Annotated in this window: 19 protein-coding genes; all 19 read right to left on the bottom strand. The window is 66.5% G+C overall.

What is annotated here, in order from left to right; all coding sequences use genetic code 11:
• Positions 1–4156: hypothetical protein (locus tag WEA80_01890; GenBank protein MEX1185325.1), on the bottom strand; the 4156-nt coding region annotated here is incomplete at its 3' end.
• Positions 4157–4165: 9 nt separating this feature from the next.
• A complete protein-coding gene (locus tag WEA80_01885) occupies positions 4166–5008 on the bottom strand; it encodes a hypothetical protein (GenBank protein ID MEX1185324.1) in 843 nt (280 codons plus the stop codon).
• Positions 5008–6633 carry a hypothetical protein gene (locus tag WEA80_01880; GenBank protein ID MEX1185323.1) on the bottom strand — a complete coding sequence of 542 codons (1626 nt, stop codon included), beginning with the start codon at positions 6631–6633 and terminating at the stop codon, positions 5008–5010. The genes WEA80_01885 and WEA80_01880 overlap by 1 nt, the downstream gene beginning before the upstream one ends.
• On the bottom strand, positions 6630–6944 hold the full coding sequence (locus WEA80_01875) for a hypothetical protein (protein ID MEX1185322.1): 315 nt from the start codon (positions 6942–6944) through the stop codon (positions 6630–6632). Before WEA80_01875 ends, WEA80_01880 begins: the two co-directional genes overlap by 4 nt.
• 74 nt (positions 6945–7018) lie before the next feature.
• Entirely contained in the window at positions 7019–7423 is a 405-nt protein-coding gene (locus tag WEA80_01870; GenBank protein MEX1185321.1) for a hypothetical protein, read from the bottom strand.
• Between the two features lie 14 nt (positions 7424–7437).
• Positions 7438–8427: a hypothetical protein gene (locus tag WEA80_01865; GenBank protein MEX1185320.1), complete on the bottom strand. Its 990-nt coding sequence runs from the start codon at positions 8425–8427 to the stop codon at positions 7438–7440.
• Positions 8417–8644, bottom strand: a complete 228-nt coding sequence (locus WEA80_01860) for a hypothetical protein (protein MEX1185319.1) — start codon at positions 8642–8644, stop codon at positions 8417–8419. Before WEA80_01860 ends, WEA80_01865 begins: the two co-directional genes overlap by 11 nt.
• 20 nt (positions 8645–8664) lie before the next feature.
• Positions 8665–9192, bottom strand: a complete 528-nt coding sequence (locus tag WEA80_01855) for a hypothetical protein (protein MEX1185318.1) — start codon at positions 9190–9192, stop codon at positions 8665–8667.
• Between the two features lie 3 nt (positions 9193–9195).
• On the bottom strand, positions 9196–9483 hold the full coding sequence (locus WEA80_01850; protein MEX1185317.1) for a hypothetical protein: 288 nt from the start codon (positions 9481–9483) through the stop codon (positions 9196–9198).
• 34 nt (positions 9484–9517) lie between these two features.
• Positions 9518–10540: a major capsid protein gene (locus WEA80_01845; protein MEX1185316.1), complete on the bottom strand. Its 1023-nt coding sequence runs from the start codon at positions 10538–10540 to the stop codon at positions 9518–9520.
• Positions 10541–10577: 37 nt separating this feature from the next.
• Positions 10578–11228: a head decoration protein gene (locus WEA80_01840; protein ID MEX1185315.1), complete on the bottom strand. Its 651-nt coding sequence runs from the start codon at positions 11226–11228 to the stop codon at positions 10578–10580.
• Positions 11229–11259: 31 nt separating this feature from the next.
• Positions 11260–12708 carry a S49 family peptidase gene (locus tag WEA80_01835; GenBank protein ID MEX1185314.1) on the bottom strand — a complete coding sequence of 483 codons (1449 nt, stop codon included), beginning with the start codon at positions 12706–12708 and terminating at the stop codon, positions 11260–11262.
• A gap of 112 nt (positions 12709–12820) precedes the next feature.
• Positions 12821–14701, bottom strand: a complete 1881-nt coding sequence (locus WEA80_01830; GenBank protein MEX1185313.1) for a hypothetical protein — start codon at positions 14699–14701, stop codon at positions 12821–12823.
• Positions 14702–14722: 21 nt separating this feature from the next.
• On the bottom strand, positions 14723–15121 hold the full coding sequence (locus WEA80_01825) for a hypothetical protein (GenBank protein MEX1185312.1): 399 nt from the start codon (positions 15119–15121) through the stop codon (positions 14723–14725).
• Between the two features lie 21 nt (positions 15122–15142).
• Positions 15143–15553: a hypothetical protein gene (locus WEA80_01820; GenBank protein MEX1185311.1), complete on the bottom strand. Its 411-nt coding sequence runs from the start codon at positions 15551–15553 to the stop codon at positions 15143–15145.
• A 3-nt stretch (positions 15554–15556) separates the two neighbouring features.
• Entirely contained in the window at positions 15557–17395 is a 1839-nt protein-coding gene (locus WEA80_01815; protein MEX1185310.1) for a phage portal protein, read from the bottom strand.
• Entirely contained in the window at positions 17392–17601 is a 210-nt protein-coding gene (locus tag WEA80_01810; protein MEX1185309.1) for a hypothetical protein, read from the bottom strand. Before WEA80_01810 ends, WEA80_01815 begins: the two co-directional genes overlap by 4 nt.
• Before the next feature lie 142 nt (positions 17602–17743).
• On the bottom strand, positions 17744–19648 hold the full coding sequence (locus WEA80_01805; protein ID MEX1185308.1) for a phage terminase large subunit family protein: 1905 nt from the start codon (positions 19646–19648) through the stop codon (positions 17744–17746).
• Positions 19626–20216 (bottom strand): hypothetical protein, encoded by a 591-nt coding sequence (locus WEA80_01800; GenBank protein MEX1185307.1) that lies wholly within the window; start codon positions 20214–20216, stop codon positions 19626–19628. Before WEA80_01800 ends, WEA80_01805 begins: the two co-directional genes overlap by 23 nt.
• Between the last annotated feature and the right edge of the window lie 15 nt (positions 20217–20231).

The raw sequence follows: 20231 nt of genomic DNA, 5'->3' as shown, positions 1-20231 counted from the left end.
CGGACTCCACAGCCGTTGACACGAGAGCGCCAGTAGAGTTTGTGAATCCCCCCTGTCCCCGAGCCGCCCCACTTTTGACTGTCGCCGCTGCTGTGCCAGATACGGCCGCAGTATCGGCCGAAGTTCGTGTCTCGGTCTTGTTGGCCCCGGTCTCAGCGGCAGCGAAGCGAGTCGCACTATCGGCGATGTAGTCTTGAGTCTTGTTGCTGTGGATAGCCTCTGAGAAATCAATGAGCGGCTTACCAGAGCTGATGCGAGAGGCCAGAGGGCGTGCGTATGTCGTTCCGTTCACTACGTTGTCCAGATTGTCTGCATCTCCGGCTAGAACCTTTGCGTAGAGTCGGTTGACTGCCTTAGCCCCGGACTCCACAGCCGTTGACACGAGAGCGCCAGTAGAGTTTGTGAATCCCCCCTGCCCCCGAGCCGCCCCGCTTTGCACCGTTGCTGCCGCTGTACCGGCGACCGCTGTCGTGTCCGCAGAGGTTCGCGTTTCGGTCTTGTTGGCTCCGGTCTCCGCGGCGGCGAAACGAGTAGCCGTGTCCAGCACGTCGCCAAGGGTATCCGACCCGCGCTTGAAAAGGTTGTCCACCGACTCAAACGCCCCGCCCCGATACACACTTGTCGGGCGAAAAGTTGCGTCAACGGCGGTCGGAATTATGAAAGTACGTGCCGCCGTAGCCACCACGTCTGCCGCTGTATCCGACCCTCGCTTGAACAGGTTGGCAACCGGCTCGTCCAATGCTGAACGGTAGACGTTCACGATGTTCCGGCTCGCGTCGAGCATCGTGCCGTTGGTGAAGTTGCGGCCAGCCTGTTCCACAACGTCCGACGCGACATCGCCGCCGCGCCCGAACGGGAGCCAGCCCGTCGTATCCATCGGGATCGTCGGCTTGAGCCGGCCGGTGCCCGGCGCCGTTCCCTCGTACTCGCCGATCACGGTCCAAGTCACCCAGTCGCTCTCGACGCCGGCGGCGTCCCGCAGTTGGGCAGCGAACTCCTTGTCGTAGAACTTGGCCTTGGCCACTACGAGGTCCACGGTGGACCCGCTGACTCCGAGCGCGGCGTACACGCTGGGCGCGGCGTCGTCTATCCGGTACCGGTACTCCAGCGGCTCCGCGCCGCCTGCGCCGATGTCACCGCCCACGCGCAGCACTTCCTCCGTCTGCGTGCGCGAGGCCAGCAATGGGATGATGTAGACCCTGGGCGCACCGGCCGTGCCCGTGCCCTCGCGCGGCACCGCGAACACCGCCGCCTCGGAGCGCTGCCCGGCGCCGCCGGATCCGGCATAGGCGAACGCCTTCCCGTACAAAGTCTCGCCGGGCGCCCACGTGGGATCCAGGACCGTAACCGACGCGCCGGCGCCCTCGATCGGCGAGGTGGCCTCTACTTCCGCATCGGTCGGCGTGTCGATCTTCTCCACCTCGACCTTGAGCGAGGCGGTGCGGTCGCGGCCGTCGATGTTGAGGGTCGGCTGCCCGGACGCGTTGAATGCCACGGTCACGCTCGGCTTCTCGGGCGCGTCGCCCAGGCCCAGCTCGTCGCCGGTGCCGTCCTTTACCTGCGTGACGTTGTCGGTGAGCCCCGGAACAAAGATCGCGAGCGAGCGGCCCATCCCGCCCGTGCGCACCACCACGCCGCGGACCGCGAGCCAGCCCTTGAGCGCGACGCCGCTCGCCGGGTCGTAATCGGTGTACTGGTCGGTGATCACGACGACGGCGTCGCCGAGCGTGACCTCCGGCTGCGCGTCGCCCACACTGAACGGCCAGACCCGGAGGCCCGTAGACGTCGCGCGCACCACCATCCCCGCCTCGTCGGTGGCGAGCTGCAGGCCGGTGTCGCTCGAGTTGTACAGCCAGCGGCGGATCTTGTCCGGGAGCTCGCTCGTCCCCAGGTCCTCAATATCCGCGCGCGCGAGCCAGTCGAAGGCGTCGTTGTCGATGACGACGGTCGTTTTCTCCGGATACGCGTCCGGGTTCGCGGCCGCGGCGTTCTTCCCGTACTTGGCGGAGAGCACGGTTGCCCGCTTCTCGAGGCCCGGCGCCGCGGCCAGGCCGCTGTAATCGCGGCCGTCGAATACGCGCGACACCGGCGGAAGCGGCACCGTCACCGCTCCGTTCGGAGACCTGAGCGGGTAGATCTGGATGAAACAGATCTGGCCGTCGATCTCGACCGTGGCGCCGCCCATGTGGAACGACACCTGGTCCAGCGCTTCGTCGCCGGATTCCTGCTCGCTCATCCGGAACGTGCCTTTGAGCTTGGCCTGGGCAGTCGCGTCGCCGGGCGCGCGGTCCGCCACCGTCGGCGGCCGTCCTCCGCGCGGCAGCGAGCCCAGGCCGATCCGCTCCGAAGGGATCCCGATGTGCGTGGTGAGCAGCTCCCACCAGATGTCGGCGAAGTCGGCGTCCTGCCACGTCACGGCCTGCGTGGCGTAGATGCCGGAGTGCACCTCGATGACGTCACCGGCGGCCGGCGCCGCGGGCAGGGCGGGGGAGAAGTCGAGCTGGCGCTTGCCCGTATTTCCGGCGATCTCCTGCACGTGGCCGTCGGAGAACTCGTCGACGGCGGTTGCCTGCACGCGCATGTAGTAGTGCTTGTTGTCGTACTCGTTGCCCGTGTCGCTTACGCCGGGCAGGTCGGTCGTGACGAGCACCGCGGCCGCGGTGGAGCCCGAGGCCACGGTGTGCACGCTCGAGATCGTCTCCTTCTTTTCCGGGATCTTCCGCTTGAGCTTGGAGCCGTACGACAGCAGCCGGAACTCTTCGGCGTTGGCGGTAGGCGCGCGGCTCTCGACCAGGAGCCGCTCGAGCCTCAGCCATTTGTCGCGCGTGACCGACGGGTGCCGCGATGCCAGGTAGATGTCCACCTCGAGCTTGGCCGGCGACTCCGTGGAGCCGAGGCTCGTAGCGACGTCCAGGTAATCCCGGATGCCGAGCCGCAGCACCTTGAGCTTGGCCTCGGCGATCGACGCCTCGAGCCAGGGCAGGGAGATCTCGCGGGTGGGGAATTCGACCACGCTCTCCACGCTCACGTCGAAAGCCTTCCGGAACTCGACGCCGAGGGCGGTCACGCCCGGGCTCGAGCGCAGAGCCGCGTCGGCCGCGATGTTGAGCTTGAGGTGATAGGTCTGCTGCGCCGTGGCGACGACGTCGCCGTGCTTCACCGCGGTCCACGGCCCGCCGGATCCAGCGGTCGAGAGCGCGAGCGAAGCCGAGGTTCCCGGCGGAAGGAGCCGCTCGAACATTACGCGCCCCGTCGTGCCGGCCGCGGGCGTCTTTGTCAGATCGAGCGCGTATACTGCTTCCGAGCTTGCCTGGAACTGCTCGACGGTAACGTTGATGTACGGACACTCATCGTACGTGTCCTCTTCCCACTGCTGCGTGTCGTCGCCGCTGTTCCGCCTCCAGTACGTCTTCTTGAACGTCCCCACGCCGGCGATCGTGCGCGCCGTGGCCGTGTCCACGAGCCAGCCGAAGCGCTCGCCCTCGGTCTGCTGCATGTTCACGGGCCGGACGACGAAGTAGTACTTCGGGAGCTCGCCGGTCTGGTCGGGCGACACGGCCTGCTCCGGCGTGTTCTCGATCACCAGGCCGTGGCTCGTCAGGTCGTACGACAGCTCGGCCTTGCCGCCGACCCAGGTGAGATCGGCCCACTTCCTAACGGGAGCGGGCGAGAGGAGCGGCGTGAAGCTGTGCACGTTCCACGGCGTGCCGGTCGTCGAGTTCGGCTTGTATCTAAGGCCGGGTGTGCGCGTGACGCGGAAAATCTGGAGCTCGAAGTCTACGGCGGGCCAGAGCACGCCCCGGTAGATCTTCGTCGTGACGGTGCGCAGCACGGCGCGAACGAAGTCCTTGTCGAGCTCCCAGCCCACGCCCTTGAGCCGCTTGTTGGGGTCCTCGCGGTGCAGGTTGAAGCGCCCGCTGGTCTCGCCCGTGAAAGCGGCGAGGGCCGTCGACGCCGACGCCAGCTGCAGCGGACCGCGCGAGCTCGTCGAGAGCGAGCTCGCCGGCGTTTGGGAGAGGAGGTTCGCGGGATCCGTGAACTGGTCCGGCCGGCGCAGGACGTCGCTCGTGTCCGGCGCCGAGATCTCAGTGACGAGCTCAGTGTACGGGTTCGGCCGGCGGAGGCAGTCGAGCAGGTCCGGGTGGATGTTGCGCATCGGCCTTCGCTACCTGATCGCCGGGTAGAGCTCGCGGAGCTGGATCGTGCCGGCGCGGTGAACGCGCTCCATCCCGAAGGACCAGTTGCGCCCGGAGTACTGGAAGAGCCAGGCGCGCTCCGGATTGGTGCCGAAGTCGATCGCCACGACCGCGGGCTGGTTCCGGGCGAAGAGCAGCGTCCGCAGCGAGCGGATCTTCGTGTCGTACTCGCTGGCGCCGATCACCTTGAGGTCGAGCGTGCATGTGCGGTGATCGTAGACGCGGTCGGTCGACTGGTAGCCGGCGTCGCTCTCCTGCGACCTCTCGGTGCGCGCGCCGGCGTCTTCGTCGCGCTTCCTCGAGTAGCCGGCCAGCTGCGTGCGAGCGCCCAGGATCACGCCGGTGAGGATCGGCTGAGCTTCGGACACGACTCGAAGCCGGAAGTAACGGCGAGCGCTGAAGCCGGCGTTATACAGCGTGTACAGCGCGCCCTCTTCGGTGACGCACCACCCAGTCACGGGATCACCGCCGACCGTGCCGGCTGCCGGGACCACGCGCTGGATGCCGTCACCGGTGGAGAAGTCGGAGGCATCGGATGCGTCGACGCGCACCGTGTGCCCCCAGAGATTGTGGCCGCGATCGATCCAGCAGGCGTCGATCGCGTGCGTATTGCCAGCGCCGATGTCCACGGCCACGTAATGATCAGCGGCGCTCGTCGCGGCCTGCCAGTAGTCACGCTCCCGGCGGTAGTTCGCAATGTTCCGGACGCTCCGGTTCGCGGCGTCTCCGCTCGAGGAGAGCACGCCCAGCACCTGTTGGTTGACGGTATCGAAAACATTATCCACCAGGATGAGGGGCGTTTGCGGAGGCATTACGCGGCCCTGATTCCGGTCGTGGGGGGGATTTGAATCGCCGGCGTCTTCAGCACGCCGGCGCGCTCGAGGCTGTACAGCGTCTGCTGGATGGACTCGCGGCCGTAGGGGTCGCGGGTGATCAGGTTGATCGTGATGCCGGATCCGGCTCCGGATGACCCGGCGCTGGGCTCGAAGCGCGATGCCTCCGACGCGCTGCCGCCACCACCGCCGGATCCGGCACCACCGCCACCACCACCGCCCAGGGATTCCCGGAAGCCGAGCGCGGCCGCGGCCGCCAGCTTAAGGCCGGCGAGGGCGGACAGCGCAGCGCTGCCGTACTGGTGCGACGCCAGGTAGCCGGGCACCTTGCCGAACGCTCTCGCGGATTCCACCGCCGCGAGCGAAGCCTCGGCGCCGATGTGCAGCCGGCGGACAGTGTTGGCCAGCATCCCGATCGCGCGGATCTGTTTGTTGCTCGAGCCGAGCGTCGCGTCCTCGATCTGCTTGAGGTAGCCGATAGCTGCACGGGCTGTCTCGAGCCTGAGTGCCCTGCGCTGGCGCTCGGCGATGGCGTCCGCCGTCGCGACGTCGATGCCGGCCGCGATCCGTGCGTCGCGCTCGAGCCGGATCAATTCCATCCGCCCCTGGAATGCTTCCCTCGGATCCTCGGACTCGGCCTCCATGCCGGCGTGAGTGCGCCGATTCGCTGCGCCAGCCTGGCTTGCGAGGATCTTGAACTGCTCGTTGTGCACCTCGCGAATGCGATACTCGAGCTCGAGCCGCTCGCCGGCTGCGAGCTTGTACTTGTCCAGCGCGCGGATCTCGGCGGCCGACTGCTGCTCGATGCGATGAAGCGCGATGTCCACGTCGCTGGCGCCGCCGACCTGCATGGCCGCCAGGTGGCGCCGCTCCCGAAGCTCGATGAGCGTGCGCCCCTGAAACTCCAGCGCTTCCTTCCGCTGCTCCTCGGCCTCCTTCTCTTGGCGCTTCGCCTCTTCGGTCGCGTCCGCGCGCAGTTTCCGTGTGTTTGCGAGTCGAATGTCCCGCCGACGCCTGCCGACCTCGATCTCCCACTCGATGGCGGCCTGCAGCGCCCTTTGCTCGGGCGTTCCCTCGACGACTTCCTTCGCGCTCCTTGGTTTGGAATTCGCAGCCGCGATCGTAGCAGCTTCCCTTTGCTCGCGAGCCTTCTGGAACACGGCATCGATCGCTGAATCTTCGAAGCTCGAGAGCATGTTCTTCGAGGCTTCACTGATTCCGGTCACCTCCCTGTTCATTTTCTGGAAGATCGTGAACAGGGTCCCGGCGACGATTACCGCAGCCGCGATGTGCGGGGACCACATCGCCATGCGCGCGGATCCCACCGCGGCCGCGGAGGCAAGGTTGCCCGCTGCCATGACGGCGCCGCGCGTTCCCAGCGTCGCGTTTTGCGCGGCGAACGCGATCGACGACATCGCGGCCGCGCTGCGCCGCGCCTGGTTGCCCACCTTCTCCTGGTTCTGCGCGACGAGCATGCTTGAGCGGGCCGTGCCGTCCGTCGAGCCCCGAGCGAGCTCGATCTCCTTGCGGACAGCCTGCAGCTGCGCGCTGGCCTTGTCGGTCGCCTGGAGGACGAGCTCGAGGCGCTCCTGGTTAGCGATCATGACGCACCATCATTCTGCTCCGCGAGTTTGAGCTCCACGTGCTTGCGCTCCATCCGCGCCGAGAGCTGCTCGAGATAGAGCATCGCCGCGAGCCAGCGCGCCGGCTGGTCGTTGATCTCGCCCCTGACGAGCAGCCGGCCTTTCTTAAAGAGCGGGAAGTGCGTGTTCTTCCAGCGGAGCACCTCCTCCCGGAGCTCCGGCGGCGCGAGCTGCAGCTGCCGGATCGGACAGCGCTCGATCGCCTCGCCCGTGAGGTAGTTCTCCGTCCACGGGAAAGTCGCGGGCCCATCGTGGCCGAGCTGCCCGTACATGACGGGCAGCTCGGCGCACGTGGCGCAGCGGTAGTACTCATCGCCGGCGACCGTCCGCCCTAGCTCGGCGTGCGCTAGGGCGTCGAGAAGTTTTTTTCGGCGCTCCCGATCGTGGAATGATCGAAGATGTGGTCGCCGAGCGCGTGCACGTCGAAATCGTCCATCATCTCGAGGTACTTCGCTCTCGCCTCGCGATCTTCCTTGGACGGATACGGCACCGGAGAGCCGGCGGGGAAGTTCTCGACGTCGACTAGGCACCTCATCACGATCTCGTACGCCTGCTGGAATCCGCGGAACCGGAGCTGCCGCTCCCCGGAGCCGTCGATCTGGACCGCCTCGACGTTGTCCATCGCCTGCATCCGCTCCTGCTGCGCGAGCGGCCGGCACGTGAAGACGGTCTGCTCCGCGGCCGGGAGCTTCCGGTCGCGCGGCAGGATGTACTTGAAGGGCTCGGCCGGGCGGGTGGTTTTGCGCGCCATGGTTGAAAGCTCCTTTAGTCCGCCGTGATGGTGATCTCGCGCCCGGAGGCGAGAGAGCGCGCGAGGATCCGCCCCTGCAGGTTCCAGGTGGCGATCCCGGAGTTGTCGCTGTTGGGCGGCGTGCCGAAGGCCCACTGGCCGAGCGCGAACTTCACGCGATTGAACTGCGCGGCGCCGACCTGGAAGTCGACCTTTGTGTCCGTTCCCCCGGGCCAGGCCTGCTTGCCCAGGACGTACGGATCGAACGTGGCGAGCGGCACGACCTGGATCTCCATGCCGAGCTTGAGATCGCGGTCCGTGATCTCGAAGCCGTCGAGTCCGTCGGTCGCGCCGGCGCTCGGCAGCGGCGTGTGCGCCGTGCCGAAGTCCAGATCCAGCTTCCGGACCGTGGGCGTCGCGTACGCGCCGATCGAGATCGCCTGCGAGTGGAACGCCGGCGCCGCGACGCTGGAGAGCGTCTGGCCCGCGAACGCACTCTCGGCCGGGTCGGTCGACATCCGGCCGATCACAGTGAACGTGAAGACGCCGCGCTTGGCCGCTTCCGCGTTCAGCTTCGGCAGCGCGATGCAGTCGATCAGCTTGTACAGCTTGTTGGCCGACTGGCAGTAGAGCGCGACCCGCTCGAAGGCGCCGCTGTCGAGCGTGGTGTACATGATGACACCCGCTCCACCGACACCTGAAACGGTAGCCGAGAATCCGGCGGCTCGCAGGAGCGCGTCCCATTCGGGCTTGTTGGCGCCTGCAGAGTAATCCGCGCCGCCGCCCTTGATCGCGAGGGAGACGTCGATCTGGCCCCAGCGGCCTACCTTCTCGCCCTGGCCGGCGGCGCCCATGCCGGCGTGCTGCTCGTCGGCCCGGTCGCCTTCTTCCAGGTAGTTGATGGTGAGCTCGGGCTGGCCGATCACCCGAAGGGCGTTGGCGGCGAACGTCGGGACCGGGTCGGTCCCGATCACCGCGTGGATCTTGGCCGCGATCGCGTAGATCTTCGCGCGTTCAGCTTGCATCGGACTCTATCTCCTCGCCGGTGCCGGATTCGGCAGGCGCTTCGGGTGTGAGGTTTTCTGGAGCTGCTGCGGGCCCTGCTGCGGGTTCGGGAGCCGGCGGCGAGATCTTCGCGGCCGCGCGCGCGTGATCCGCCGCGGTCACGAGCACCGTGCCGTCTTCGAGCCTGGTGGCCACGATCATCGATTGTCTGGGCGCGTCATTCACGTGCTCGAGCATGGCGTTCTCCGTTGTCGTTTCTACAGGTTGTGCACGACGTCGAACCGGTACCGCACGACTCCCTTGAACCGCGCCTGCCCGATCGTCGCATCGAGGCTCGATGCGTTCAGTGACGTCGCCTGGAGGATTTGGACGCCGTTTCGAACGCCGGCGACTTCGAGTCGCCCGGGCGCCAGCAGTCCTTTCTCCATCGAGTTCACGAACGCCTGCCCCGTGTACTTCGCCCGGCGCCAGTTGAGCGGGCCACCAGCTGCATCGGTGACGATCACGAACGCGATCCCCACGACCATCTGTCTGTAGCCGACCACTGCCTCCGGAACCGCCTCGATCCCGTCGTCATCTTCGACGATCGCGCCGATCGGCCAGCCGACCGCCGGCTTTTCGTCGATCGCAACGTTCTCGTCCGCCTCATTCAGAATCGCCTTCAGCACTGGCGGCCTCGCGTCGGCGCCGTCCATCGTGAGCAGCGCGATCTGCGCGTTCACTCCGTAGACAGGATCCTTCGCGATCGCCGCCACCATCCGGATCACCTCGATCGACGCGAACACTCGTTACGCCTCCACCAGGTAGAGCCGGAGCTCCTTCCCGTCGTTGATCAGCTGCTTGTCCCGGATCTGGTAGTTCCCCCCGCCGGCCACGATCGCGGACTCGTTCGCGACGTTCACGAGAGAGCCGGCGCGCACCTGCAGCAGAATCCGCCGTTCCGAGACATCTCCCACGCCCGTGAGCTCCTGGTCGAACTTGTCCAGGTAGCCGCGGGTTTCCTGCGCTCCGTACACGACGCTGACCGTGTCCTCGGTCTGGGCGTATGCCCACTCGAGATCCGAGTCCAGGGACACGGCCAGCGTCCGTTACGTCAGTGCTGCTGCTGCGTTAGACCACGTCCACGGCGACCGACGCGTTCACACGCGTGGGCACCACGAGCGGGGCCGACTGCATCATCAGGTACCGGACTGCCGGGTCCTTGTTGAGCCAGCTCTTCGGGAAGAACGGCAGCGCCTGGAGATCGGCCTCCTCGTCGCGGATCGCGCCGAAGGCCCTGACCCCTTCCAGCATCGCGCTCGTGAGAGCGACGACGTCGGCGGGCCAGATTGCCGTCTCGGAACCGGTCGCGGGGTCCACGTACCAGCCGGCGTACGTGAAGATGTTGAACCCGTCGATCACGCCCCGGTACATCATCCCTTCCGTGAGCTGTGCGCCCAGGTCGAGTTCCGACCCGAGAGCCCTGCGCACGTCGAGGCGGTCTTTCACGTCCGCGTGCTTGCGGAACCACTTCCACGCCGTCATGCCCATGATCACATCGGGCACCGGAGCGCCGCTCTCCTGCAGCGCGAGGTCGTGCCACGCCTGGAGGTCGTCCAGCGGCGTCGACGTCGTCTCGTCCCACATCGCTGCGCCTGACAGCGCCGTAACGGTGTGGCCGGCCGCGCGGCCGAAGTCCACGACCTGCTCCGGATACCCGTCACCAACGACGGTCACCTTGCCGGTGCGGATAGCCTCGGACGCCATGACCTCGAGCCGCCGCGTGACCATGTCGGTCTGGTCCTGCAGCTCGTACGCGATGTGCGCCTGCAGCCGTTCCTGCGGCGAGAGCGAGCCACCGATCTGCTCGCCGATCGCCCGCTTGAACGGGCGGTTGGAATCGAACACCCGCTTGTCCTTGATGTACGCGGGCTGGAAGGTCTTGACCGTGTGGCCCAGGCCTTCGACGATCTTTCCTTCGACGAGCGGTGAGACGAACGGCGCGATGCGCCGCTTGGTGGAGATCACGTCGAAGTGGATCTCCTCGGCGGTGTCCTGGACGATCGTACCGAAGTAGCGATCGAGCAGGGCAGACGGCGGGCTCTTCAGGCCCTGCACGACGCCGATCAGGGTGTGTGTGCTGAACAGGTCCATTGCTGTAGTCCTCTATGGGTTCGCCGGTGCGGCGTGGTTAGGCCGCCTGCGCGGCGACGAGGGTGATTCCGAGGAGGCGGAGCGCGTCACGAACCGTCGCTGCCGTGTGCCCGGTGCCGAAGTTGAGCGCGGACTCGTTGAAGTCGCCTCGCTCGTAGACGAGACATTCCGCGTCGGCCGACGTCGCGTCGCAGTCTTCCGCGAGGATCGCGACCGGGCGCTCGCTACCATCGGTCGCCGCCGAGGCCGACCGCAGGTACTTGTACGTCACGGCCGAGACCGTGATCAGGAAACGGTCGCCGGCGACGAAGTCCGTCGCGCCGTCTGAGATCGTGAACACGACCGGGCCGGAGAACGCGGTTCCGACTACACCGCGGCCGACGTTGATGCCGTCAGGATCCTCGACGATAAAGCTGCCGAGATTCGTCGTCGGCTCGACGAACGTTGCGACGTACACGCCTTCCTTCGCGCGACCCGCGACGGAGAGCGTTCCGATCGTGCCGTCGCCGGTGTTGCCGGCCGCTGCGGCGCCGGCGATCGTGCCGGCCGTGGCCTTCTTGCCGAGCACGGCGCCGCGCAAGCGCGAGGCCTCGCCCGAGAGGAGGGTCGCCTTCCGGCTCTTCAGGGGAATCTCCCCGGCCAGGAGGCGGTCTGGCGAGTAGCTCGCCGATGCAAATGAAGCGGGCATGTCTGGTTACTCCGTGATGTGGTTCGTCGCCCTACCGGCGGCGGCGAGGGGTGGACACCGTCCGATGGACGGCGAGGATGGACTGCGCGGTGGCTTCCGAGGACGCCTGGTCGACCACCGCGGGTGCGACGGGGCCGGGCTTATCGAGGTGCTGCTCGTCGGACTTGAGCGACTGCAGGCGGTTTGCGCCGACGCCGCGCTCCGCCTCGAGGAAGCGGCGAGCTGCCGCGTTGACTGAGATGCCCTGCTCGATGGCCTCGGCCGCGAGCTTCTCCTGGCCGGGGCGGGCGAGGCTCTGGATGCCGAGGATTCTCGCGCGCTCGCGCCGAGCGGCCGCCTTGGTGCGGGGCTGCTCCTCCTCTTCCTCTTCGTCCTCGTCATCCTTCTCGGGCTCCTCGGGATCGTCCGCGGCGTCCTCTTCATTCGGCTCCTCGTCCGGATCCTTCGGGTCCTTGTCCTTGTCCTCGTCCGGGTCTTCCGCGCTCGTGGGCGCATCCGGATCGGCCGGCTTCTTCTTGGTCGGGTCCTGTTCGTCGTCTGCCGGATCCGGCGCGTTGGCAGCGGTGGCTTTCAGGCTCTGGTTCTTCATGAGTGGTTTCCGTGAGGAGGTGGGAGCGGTGGGGTGGGATGAGGAGCCCGACGCCGGGCTCTCGAGGAGGCTCGCGTGGAGCTCCTCGTAGGTCGCGACACCGTCGATGAGACCGGCCGCGGCCGCGGCGGCGCCGACGAAGACGTCGCCCTGGCCGAAGTCCGACTGCACGACGTCGGCGCCGACGCCGCGGTGCTTCGCGATCGCGGAGATGAACACGCCGGCGAGGTCGTCGATCGTGCGCTGGATCTGCGCCCGGCCGGCGTCCTCCGCCGGGTTCGGCCGCTTGTTCGGGGTCTGGCTCGAGACGATTTCGATTTCCTCGATGCCGTGCATCTCGTAGTGCTTGGACGCGTCGATGTAGCAGGCGACGACGCCGATGCAGCCGACGACCGCGGTGTCGCCGGCGATAACGGAATCCGCGGCCGTCGCCAGCCAGTAGGCAGCAGAGCAGCCGTCGCCGGAGATGTGCGCAACGATCGGCTTCGTGCCGCGTGCTTTGAACACGAGCTCAGCCATCTCCGCGCAGCCGTTTATCTCGCCGCCCGGGCTGTCGATGTCCAGCACGATCGCCTTGACCTGCGAATCGTTGAGCGCGGTGGCGAACTCCCGCGCCATCTCCTCGTACGACGTCGCTCCGCTGCACTCGGTGAAGAGATTGGCGTAGCGAAAGAGGGGGCCGGCGACCGGGATCCGCGCGATGCCGTCCCGCACCGTCACGGTGTACGTATTGTCGAGCGGGCGCCCGAGCTCGGCCTCGATGGCTTCGCGGGAGAGGTTCTCGCGGGAAGCGATCTGGATCATCTGCCGGAGCGACTCCGGGCGGATCGCCCAGCGATCGGCGAACATCGCGGCGAGCGCGCGCTTCGCTGGCTTCTTGCGGGGGGCCATCAGTCTTCCCTCGATGGTGTGCCGGGCGCACGTGGACGGTCCTCGAGACGCTTGGGATCGTCGGGGATGTCGGTATCGCTCGGCCGTGTGCGCGGACTAGGAGCGATCGCTGTCACGCGAACTCCAGGATGAGGAGCGCAACGGCTTCTTCGTCTGGGTGAGGGCCGACGCGCGCGCGAGCACGCCCGGTCAGTCGGAATCGGGCCCTAGCGGAAGCCTCGACTGCTACGGTCGCCTCGGCGAAGCCTTCGAGCGCGAATGTCGCCTCAGCGTGCGCGGCCAGCCATGGAAGACGTGGTGCCGGGTGGAGAGGCCTGTATCCGGACCATGCGCCGCCACCTCCAGACATCGACCATCCGCTACCCAAAGCTGGCGGCGGCGCTGGGGGTTCCTCACCGCTGCTCGTCGTGCTCGCAACTGTAGCAGAGGACGTGACGCTGGCTTGTCCCGTGGCGATTAGCGCCGGGCTGGCTCCAACCGCCGCAGACGACAAGACGCTGCCGGAGCCGTCATGCGTCGTACCGCCGGGCGCTACAAGCTCGCCGCTCGCCGTTACGACAGCGGTGGACGCTACATCTGCCGTTGCCAGACGAAGGGCGGTGCCCGTCGCACCAACCGACGCGCTCGATGCGACCGTGGCGGATGCGGGTTGAATCCGCTCGCCGTTGGCCGTGGCGGTAGCGGAGGACGAAACAGAGCCAGATGCTTGCTGTAGCAGTGACGCCGTAGCTTCGACTGTAGCCGATGACGCGACTGCGCCAGCGCCGTTATGTGTCGTCCCGCCGGGTGCGACAAGCTCACCATCCGCCGCGACGACAGCGGATGACGCTACATCTGCCTCGCCCACAAAAATACCAGCCGCAGATGCTCCAACCGCAGCCGATGACGTAACAGCAGCCGACGCTTGCTGTATCCGAACACCATCAGCCGCTATCGTGGCCGAAGATGCGACCGAGCCGGACGCCGAAAGTATCCCCTGTGCGGTGGCGTTGGTCGTTGCAGATGAACTGACCGAGCCCGACCCCGAAAGTATTCCCTGTGCCGTGGCACCAACCGTCGCGCTCGAAGCAACTACAGCGGACGCCGACTGCACCCGCGACGCCTCCGCTTGGACGGTAGCGGACGAGGAGACGGCGCCAGCGCCGCTTAGTAAAAGCCCCGCAGCCGCCACCACAACAGCGCCCGACGCAATCGCACCGCTGGCAATCCTGCGGGCCGTGGCCGTTACCGCACAAACGGCAGAGGACAATATCGAGCCCGCTCCGCTGTGGATCGTTGCGCCGCCCTGTGGCCGAAGCGCAATCGTCGTAGCGGCCCAGGAATAGTTGAGGCTGTCCGCTACCGTGTGATCCCACGTGGCGTAGTCGGTCGCGCCGCTGGTCCAGTTGTCCTGATGCCCGACGCCGATGGTTATGTCGTTGGTATCATTGGAGCCAGCTTGGGTCCGAAAAGCGGTCAAGTCGCTGGACGTGAACGTGTGCTCGCCGCCAGCGTGCGCTCCCGCGCCGATCACAACCGGATAAGCCCCGGCCGTGGAAGGCGTAATGTCCGGTGGTATGACACGCGTCGAACCGAACGACCCCACCGTCGCCTGTACTTCGTTCCCGTCAAACGGCCAGCCGAACTCGGAGTTCACGCCACGGAAGACGTAAACCAACATCGCGCCCGCGTCGGCGTTGTTCCCCGTAGGCCCGAACGTCGTAGTCGTGTCCGGGGTCGCGCCCATGAACTTGTAAGCGCAGCGGAGGTTCGTGTCTTCAGTCTTGTTCGCGTACTGCTCGGAGCCGATCAGTGTGTATTCGTCGGTGCCGTCCGTGATCGACAGCGTTCTATCAGCCGCCGAGCCGGTAGCAAACGCGGCAATGACGAGATCGCCCTCGGCAACCGCCGAGGCGATCCCGCCAGTCAGTCCGCTATCGAGCGCAATGGTGCTGGTGCCGGAGGTCGAGCCAACCTTACCGGCGGTAGCACCACCTACAAACTGAATAGCCATATGGCTAGGCCGTCAGCCCTGTTACGCGATGGCGACCGTGATCGCGCCAGCCGCGAACTGCAGCGTGTCGCCGTCGTTGATAACCTTCGACGCGGCCAGAGCTTTGACGATGGAGAGCGCGTTGCCTGCCGTCGAGGCGTCACGGATGCAGAAGTGCGTCACCGTGCCCCAGTTAGCGCCGGAGGCCGTCATGTTGATTTCCGCGTCGTTGGCCATCGCCCCGTCGGACGGAGCGCCGAACGTGACGGCTGCCCGTGCGTATGCTCCGCCCGTAACTTCCGTACCCGTGCCCGCCTCGGCGTCCGTTACGGCGGTGTAGAGCGCGATGAACTGTGCCGCGGGTCGCGTCGGAGCGCCCGCGCCGGAGCGGAACGCCCACGTTGCAACTAGGTCTTCGAGACTGTTTGCGAGGTCTGCCATTGTCCTATTCTCCTGTTAGGATTAGAGAGCGACCGAGAAAGAAGTGACCGTCACCGACTGGTCCACGGCGATGTTCGTGTTGTCGATCGTCATGTCACCACTGCCGCCCGTGGCCGTGATCGTGCCTTCCTGCCGCTTCTCGTTCTGCGTCGCAGCTTCGGTGTCTCCGGTTGCTTTAAGCCGATAGTGGCCTGCGGTGCCAGCGGCGACCGCAGCCGCTTCCCACGTCCCGTTCTTTGCCTTGGACCTGCCGGATGCCGCGGCGAACGCGTCGGCCGGCAACGTTTCGGACCAGAGCAGTGTGCCACCCGGCGTCTGTCCCGGGCCCGGAGGGGCGCCGGTTCGAATCTCGAGCACGCCGGCGTCGAACGCGGCGTCGTAGCCGGAGTCCAGTATCGCGCGCGCCAGCGCGTCGGTTATCACTACGGACATTTGCTATTCCTCACTGAGGGTTCCGCCGACCAGCGTGCCTTTCTTGTCGCGCTGCAGCGTGAGTTTCCGCGTCGTTGCCTTCGCCGGTGGCGGCGGTGGAATCGTCATCGTGACGTTGATGTCCGGCTGTTTTACATCCACGCTTACAACAGGCACCGACTGTATCCCTTGCGCCCGACCTGTACCACTCGCGCCTGGCTGTACGACCGAGGCGGTGCCCGGCGCGCGCGGCGGGCCTTCGGCTGGCGGCGCTGCGGCCGTGCGTTCGGCGACGTCGGCGGTGTCGAGCCCCGCGTCGACGAGCATCCTGCGCTCTCTCGCGAGCTGTTTGTGGGTCTGATCCCAGTCCGTGCCCTTGAGCTCGGTGCAGATGCTCTGGCGGGAGTCGACTCGCATATCAAGCCGTTTCTCCGCAGCCTGCATTTCGTTCAGCGGATCGATCTGTCCCTGCGTCGGGCCGGTCCACTGCGCTTCGGTCCACGCCGAACGCATGAGCGGATCATCGAAGAACCCGGGAAGGTTTATCATCCCGCGGGCCGCAGCTTCCTCGAGTACCCAGCCGTACACGGGCTGGCAGAACAGCTCGACCAGCCAATCGCGCCGAGTGTGGAACCCGCGCCACGCCTCGAGCAACGCCGCGCGCGACGCCGAGTAGCTCGACGTGAAATGCTTGATCAGGAGCTCGTGCGGCAGCTCGACGGCGACGCCGATCTGGCTGTAGAACGCGCGCTGGAACTGCTCAAAAGCGGGGTTGGGCCGCTTGGGGTCCGCCACCTCGATTGATTCACCCTGCTGCAGTCCCACGATTGCCCCGGCGCCGAGCCGGACGTCACCGACAGCGCCAGCCGCCGGCGTCGTGACCGTTGCGGGATTCGCCATGTCTTGCAGCATGTCGGCGCCTTCGCCGGCTGCGGTTTTGATGAACACCGTGAAGAACGCGTTGATCACGGCCGCCATGAGCTCGGCCTCGGAGTACCGGCCAAGCTGCTTCAGTGACTCGATGATCGGCGCGAAAAGCGGGATCCCTCGCGTCTGCCCGGGGCGTGAGCGACGATATACCTGCAGAACCTGCGGGGCCCCGCTGATCTTCCCGAAGGCCTCGACCTTTTTCCATTCGGCCGGGCCGAGCATGCTAAACGGCGTCGCCGGGTGCGTGTCCGCGATGTGGTATGCGATCGCCGCGCCGTCTTCATCGATCTCGACGCCGTCGATCAGGCGATCGGTGTTCGTCGCGAAGTGCGGATTGCACACCCGCTCGGCTTCGACCAGCTGCAGCTTGAGAGCGAGAAAATCCCCGTTGCGCTCCTTGAACCGGCGGATGGCGAAGACGTCGCCGCCGACGAGCCAGGACCTGAGCACCAGGTACGTGAGGCCGGCGAAACTGTCGCGACGCGAGAGGTCACAGCTTCTGGTCCCTGCCCACGCCCACCAGATCCGCTCGATCTGGCGCTCGAGTCGTTCCGCATCCTTGTCCTCGAGCTTGAGCAGCTCGCGATCGAGGCGCGGATGCGGGACCAAGCCCACGCCGACGACGCTCGTCGTGTGAGTCGAGAGAGCGCCGACGGCCAGCGGCTCGTTGCGCGAGAGATCGTGACTCCGCGCGCGGAGCTCCGGAAGGTCCGGGCTTCCGGCCTGGTCAGCGTCGCCGTGGGGTGGCCGCCATTCCTTCGTGGCCGGGCGATCGTGACGGGCGGCGTTGTATCCGCCGGTGCCGGTGAAGAAGCGGGATGCAGCTGCGAGCTGCACACGCTGGCCGTAGCGCTTGAGGGCATATCCGGGCGACACGGCGGCAACGGCACGCTCGAATCGCGTCATCGGGACGGACGGCACGACGTTGCTCACAGCGGCACCGCCCGGCTGATCCGGATCCCGCCGCGCGCTTCTTTCGCTACCTGCCCGCGCAGCCAGGTCTCGCGCTCGTACAACGTTTTGAGATCAGCCTTGGTGAACGATCGCCCGGCGACGGAATAGGACTGCGCGCCGCCCTCGATCGCGGCGATCGCGGCCTGGACTCGCTCGAGCTGTACCGTGTAGGTCTCTATCGCCAAGCAGGGTCTCCGGAAACGAAAAAACGGCCGCAGCTCCGGTGAGGGAGTCGCGGCCGCGTTTGTAAGGCGCAGCGCTTTGGTGCTCGAATTGTCCTTTAGAAACTCAGTTTACGACGACCTATCTCCAGAACGCAAGGGAGAATTATTCAACGCCGCGAGACAGGATCCTTCGCTGTAGACCCTTCGGCGCTGCGGCCGCCGGCGACGCCGCTGCCGGATCCGGCCCTTTGTACGCGGCAGCGAGGGCGCCCAGCTGCTTTCTGACCGCGGGCCCGAGCTGGTGAAGCGCCGCATACGCCAGGACAAAAAGATCGAGCTGCTCGTTGCGATCGCGCTTTTTCAACCAGACCCGTTTCGGCACGCCGCCGATCAGCTTCGTGAAGAGCTTTTCCGCAGTGAGCTGCTCGAGGTGCTCCTGATCCATCCAGTCCGGGATGTGAACGTAGCCCGGGCCTTCCTCGATGATCTTTGCCATGCGGGAGAGGAAGACTTCCTTGGCGGCGAAGGATCCAACGTGGATGAGCGTCAGCTTGGCGTGCTTGTGGTGTACGGCCTTCACGATCGGATGCCCAGCGATCGAGGAGCCTTTGCCCGCGTATACGTTGTTTCCGCGCCGCTTGCGCGCGTACTCGTACACCTCATTGGTGTGGTGTCCGCCCGAGTCGACGAGCGTGATCTTCGCCCGGAGCTCTGCGCCGGATGCGTGGGTGTAGGTGCGCAGGATATGCTCGTCGAGGATGCGCCAGGGTGAGTTGGGATTCGTGAGGGGGATAGACGGATCGCCTGGGATGATCTCCGTTTCGATCGGCCAGGCTTCTTCGCCGGCTCCGAACCCCCACACCGCCACCTCGAGGCGATCGCCCTGGACGTCGACGCCGCGGCAGAGCAGCCCGACGCCGGCCGGAACCTGCGCAGCGTACGAGTGCATTCGCTCGAATAGCACGTGCGCCTCGACTTCCTGGCCGGCGTCCTCCCACGTCTCGGCGAGGACCGTGTTTACGAACACCCGGAGGCGCAGCGGGTCGTGCTTCACCGCGAGGAATTCCTTGGCGAGCTCTGACCAACGCGCGCCATCGAAGAGCGAGATGAGCGCGTTTATGTGGTAGCCGCGCGTCTTGTGGCCCGGGTTCTGCGCGATCCATCGGCCCACGCGGACCATGCGTGCCTTCTCGCTCTCGTCGATCCGGCCGAGACACGACTCGCAGATGTAGTGCGCGGTCTCCGGCTTCCCGGAGTCCCACTTGATGCCGTGATCGAGATCCTTCCCGCCCCAGACCAGGACCTGTTCGCGGCCGCAGTGCGGGCACGCGACGAAGAACTTCCGCTGGTCACTGTCGGCGTACGCCTTCTCGATCCGGGAGATCCCCTTGATCGTGGGCGTCGAGAGCTTGACCTTCTTCCGGTTCCAGAAGGTGACCGTGCGCTTCTCGCCGAGCATGATCGGATCGCCCTCGGCGCCGGCCGATGCCGGGTAGCCGTCGACCTCGTCGAAGAGGGCGACGCGCCGGGTGCGGGACCTAAGCCCGAGCGGCGATTGGGCGCCGGTGATTCCGAGATGGCCACCGCGAAACGCTTTTGAGAGAATGGTGCTGTCGCTGTCCCGCGACTTCGACTCGTGCACCTTCTTCGCGAGCGAGGGCGAATCGCGGAGCATTGGCGCGAGCTTCTCCTTGGAGTACTTCTGCGCCTCGCCGTCACTCGGCTGCACGACCAGGATGGGCGACGGATCGAGATCTATGAAGTAACCGATCGCATTGTTGACCAGGGCTTCGGTCGCTCCGAGCTGCGCGGCTTTCATCACCACGATGTCTTCCACCGTCGGATCGCCGAACGCATCCATCGGCTCCCGGAGGTATGGCACCATATCGGTGCTCCATCTTCCGGGCGATGCGCTCGATTCCTGTGACAGGTACCGGTACTGGTCGGCCCACTCGCTTACGGTGAGCCGGGGCGGCGGGGCGAAGATCGCGGCGAATAGCGATCGCCGGCGCGACCTCCAATTCTGCCTTGCCGACGAGTGGGTCCTAAGCGGCGCCGGATCCGGCAACGGCCCCCTCCTCTTCGTCCTCGTCGTCGACGTCGAGCTCCTCGTCGTCGCCGATCTCGGTCAGGCTCGTGAGCAGCTCGTCGATCAGGCCCTGCATCCGGATCTGCACTTCGGCGATGGTCTTGCACCCGACGAGGATCGGACCGGCACGGCCGGGCAGATTTAGGATCCGCGAGCGGACCGCTTCATTGATGCGCGCTACCTGGTTCTCCAAGTACTCCACCGACACGAGATTCTTCCGTGCCTCGGCGAGCGCGATCTCTGCCTGGTGCACCTCGATCTCGAGCGCGCGAAGCCGGAGCCCGGCGGTCGCCGACTTGCCCGGGTCGTCCTTTTTTTCCTCGAGCTTGAACTTGAGATACCAGGCGACGCACTCGGCGACGTCGTGCTCGCGCCGGTTCTTCGCGCCGATCGTGAACGGCAGTCCGCGCTCGTACAGATTCCGGATCTCGCGCGACGTGACGTTGAGGATCGGCGAGAGCTCCTGCTGCGAGACTTTTCTCGACGCCGGCGGCGCGGCCGCGCGCGCTTTTTTCGCGGCCTTCCCACCGGTTTCGCCGGGCTTCACAGTAGCGGATTGTTT

The organism is Gemmatimonadaceae bacterium, from assembly GCA_040882285.1.
Taxonomy (GTDB): domain Bacteria; phylum Gemmatimonadota; class Gemmatimonadetes; order Gemmatimonadales; family Gemmatimonadaceae; genus JACDCY01.
Note: the sequence above shows the minus strand (reverse complement) of the source record. Positions and strands in the feature narration are given on the sequence as shown.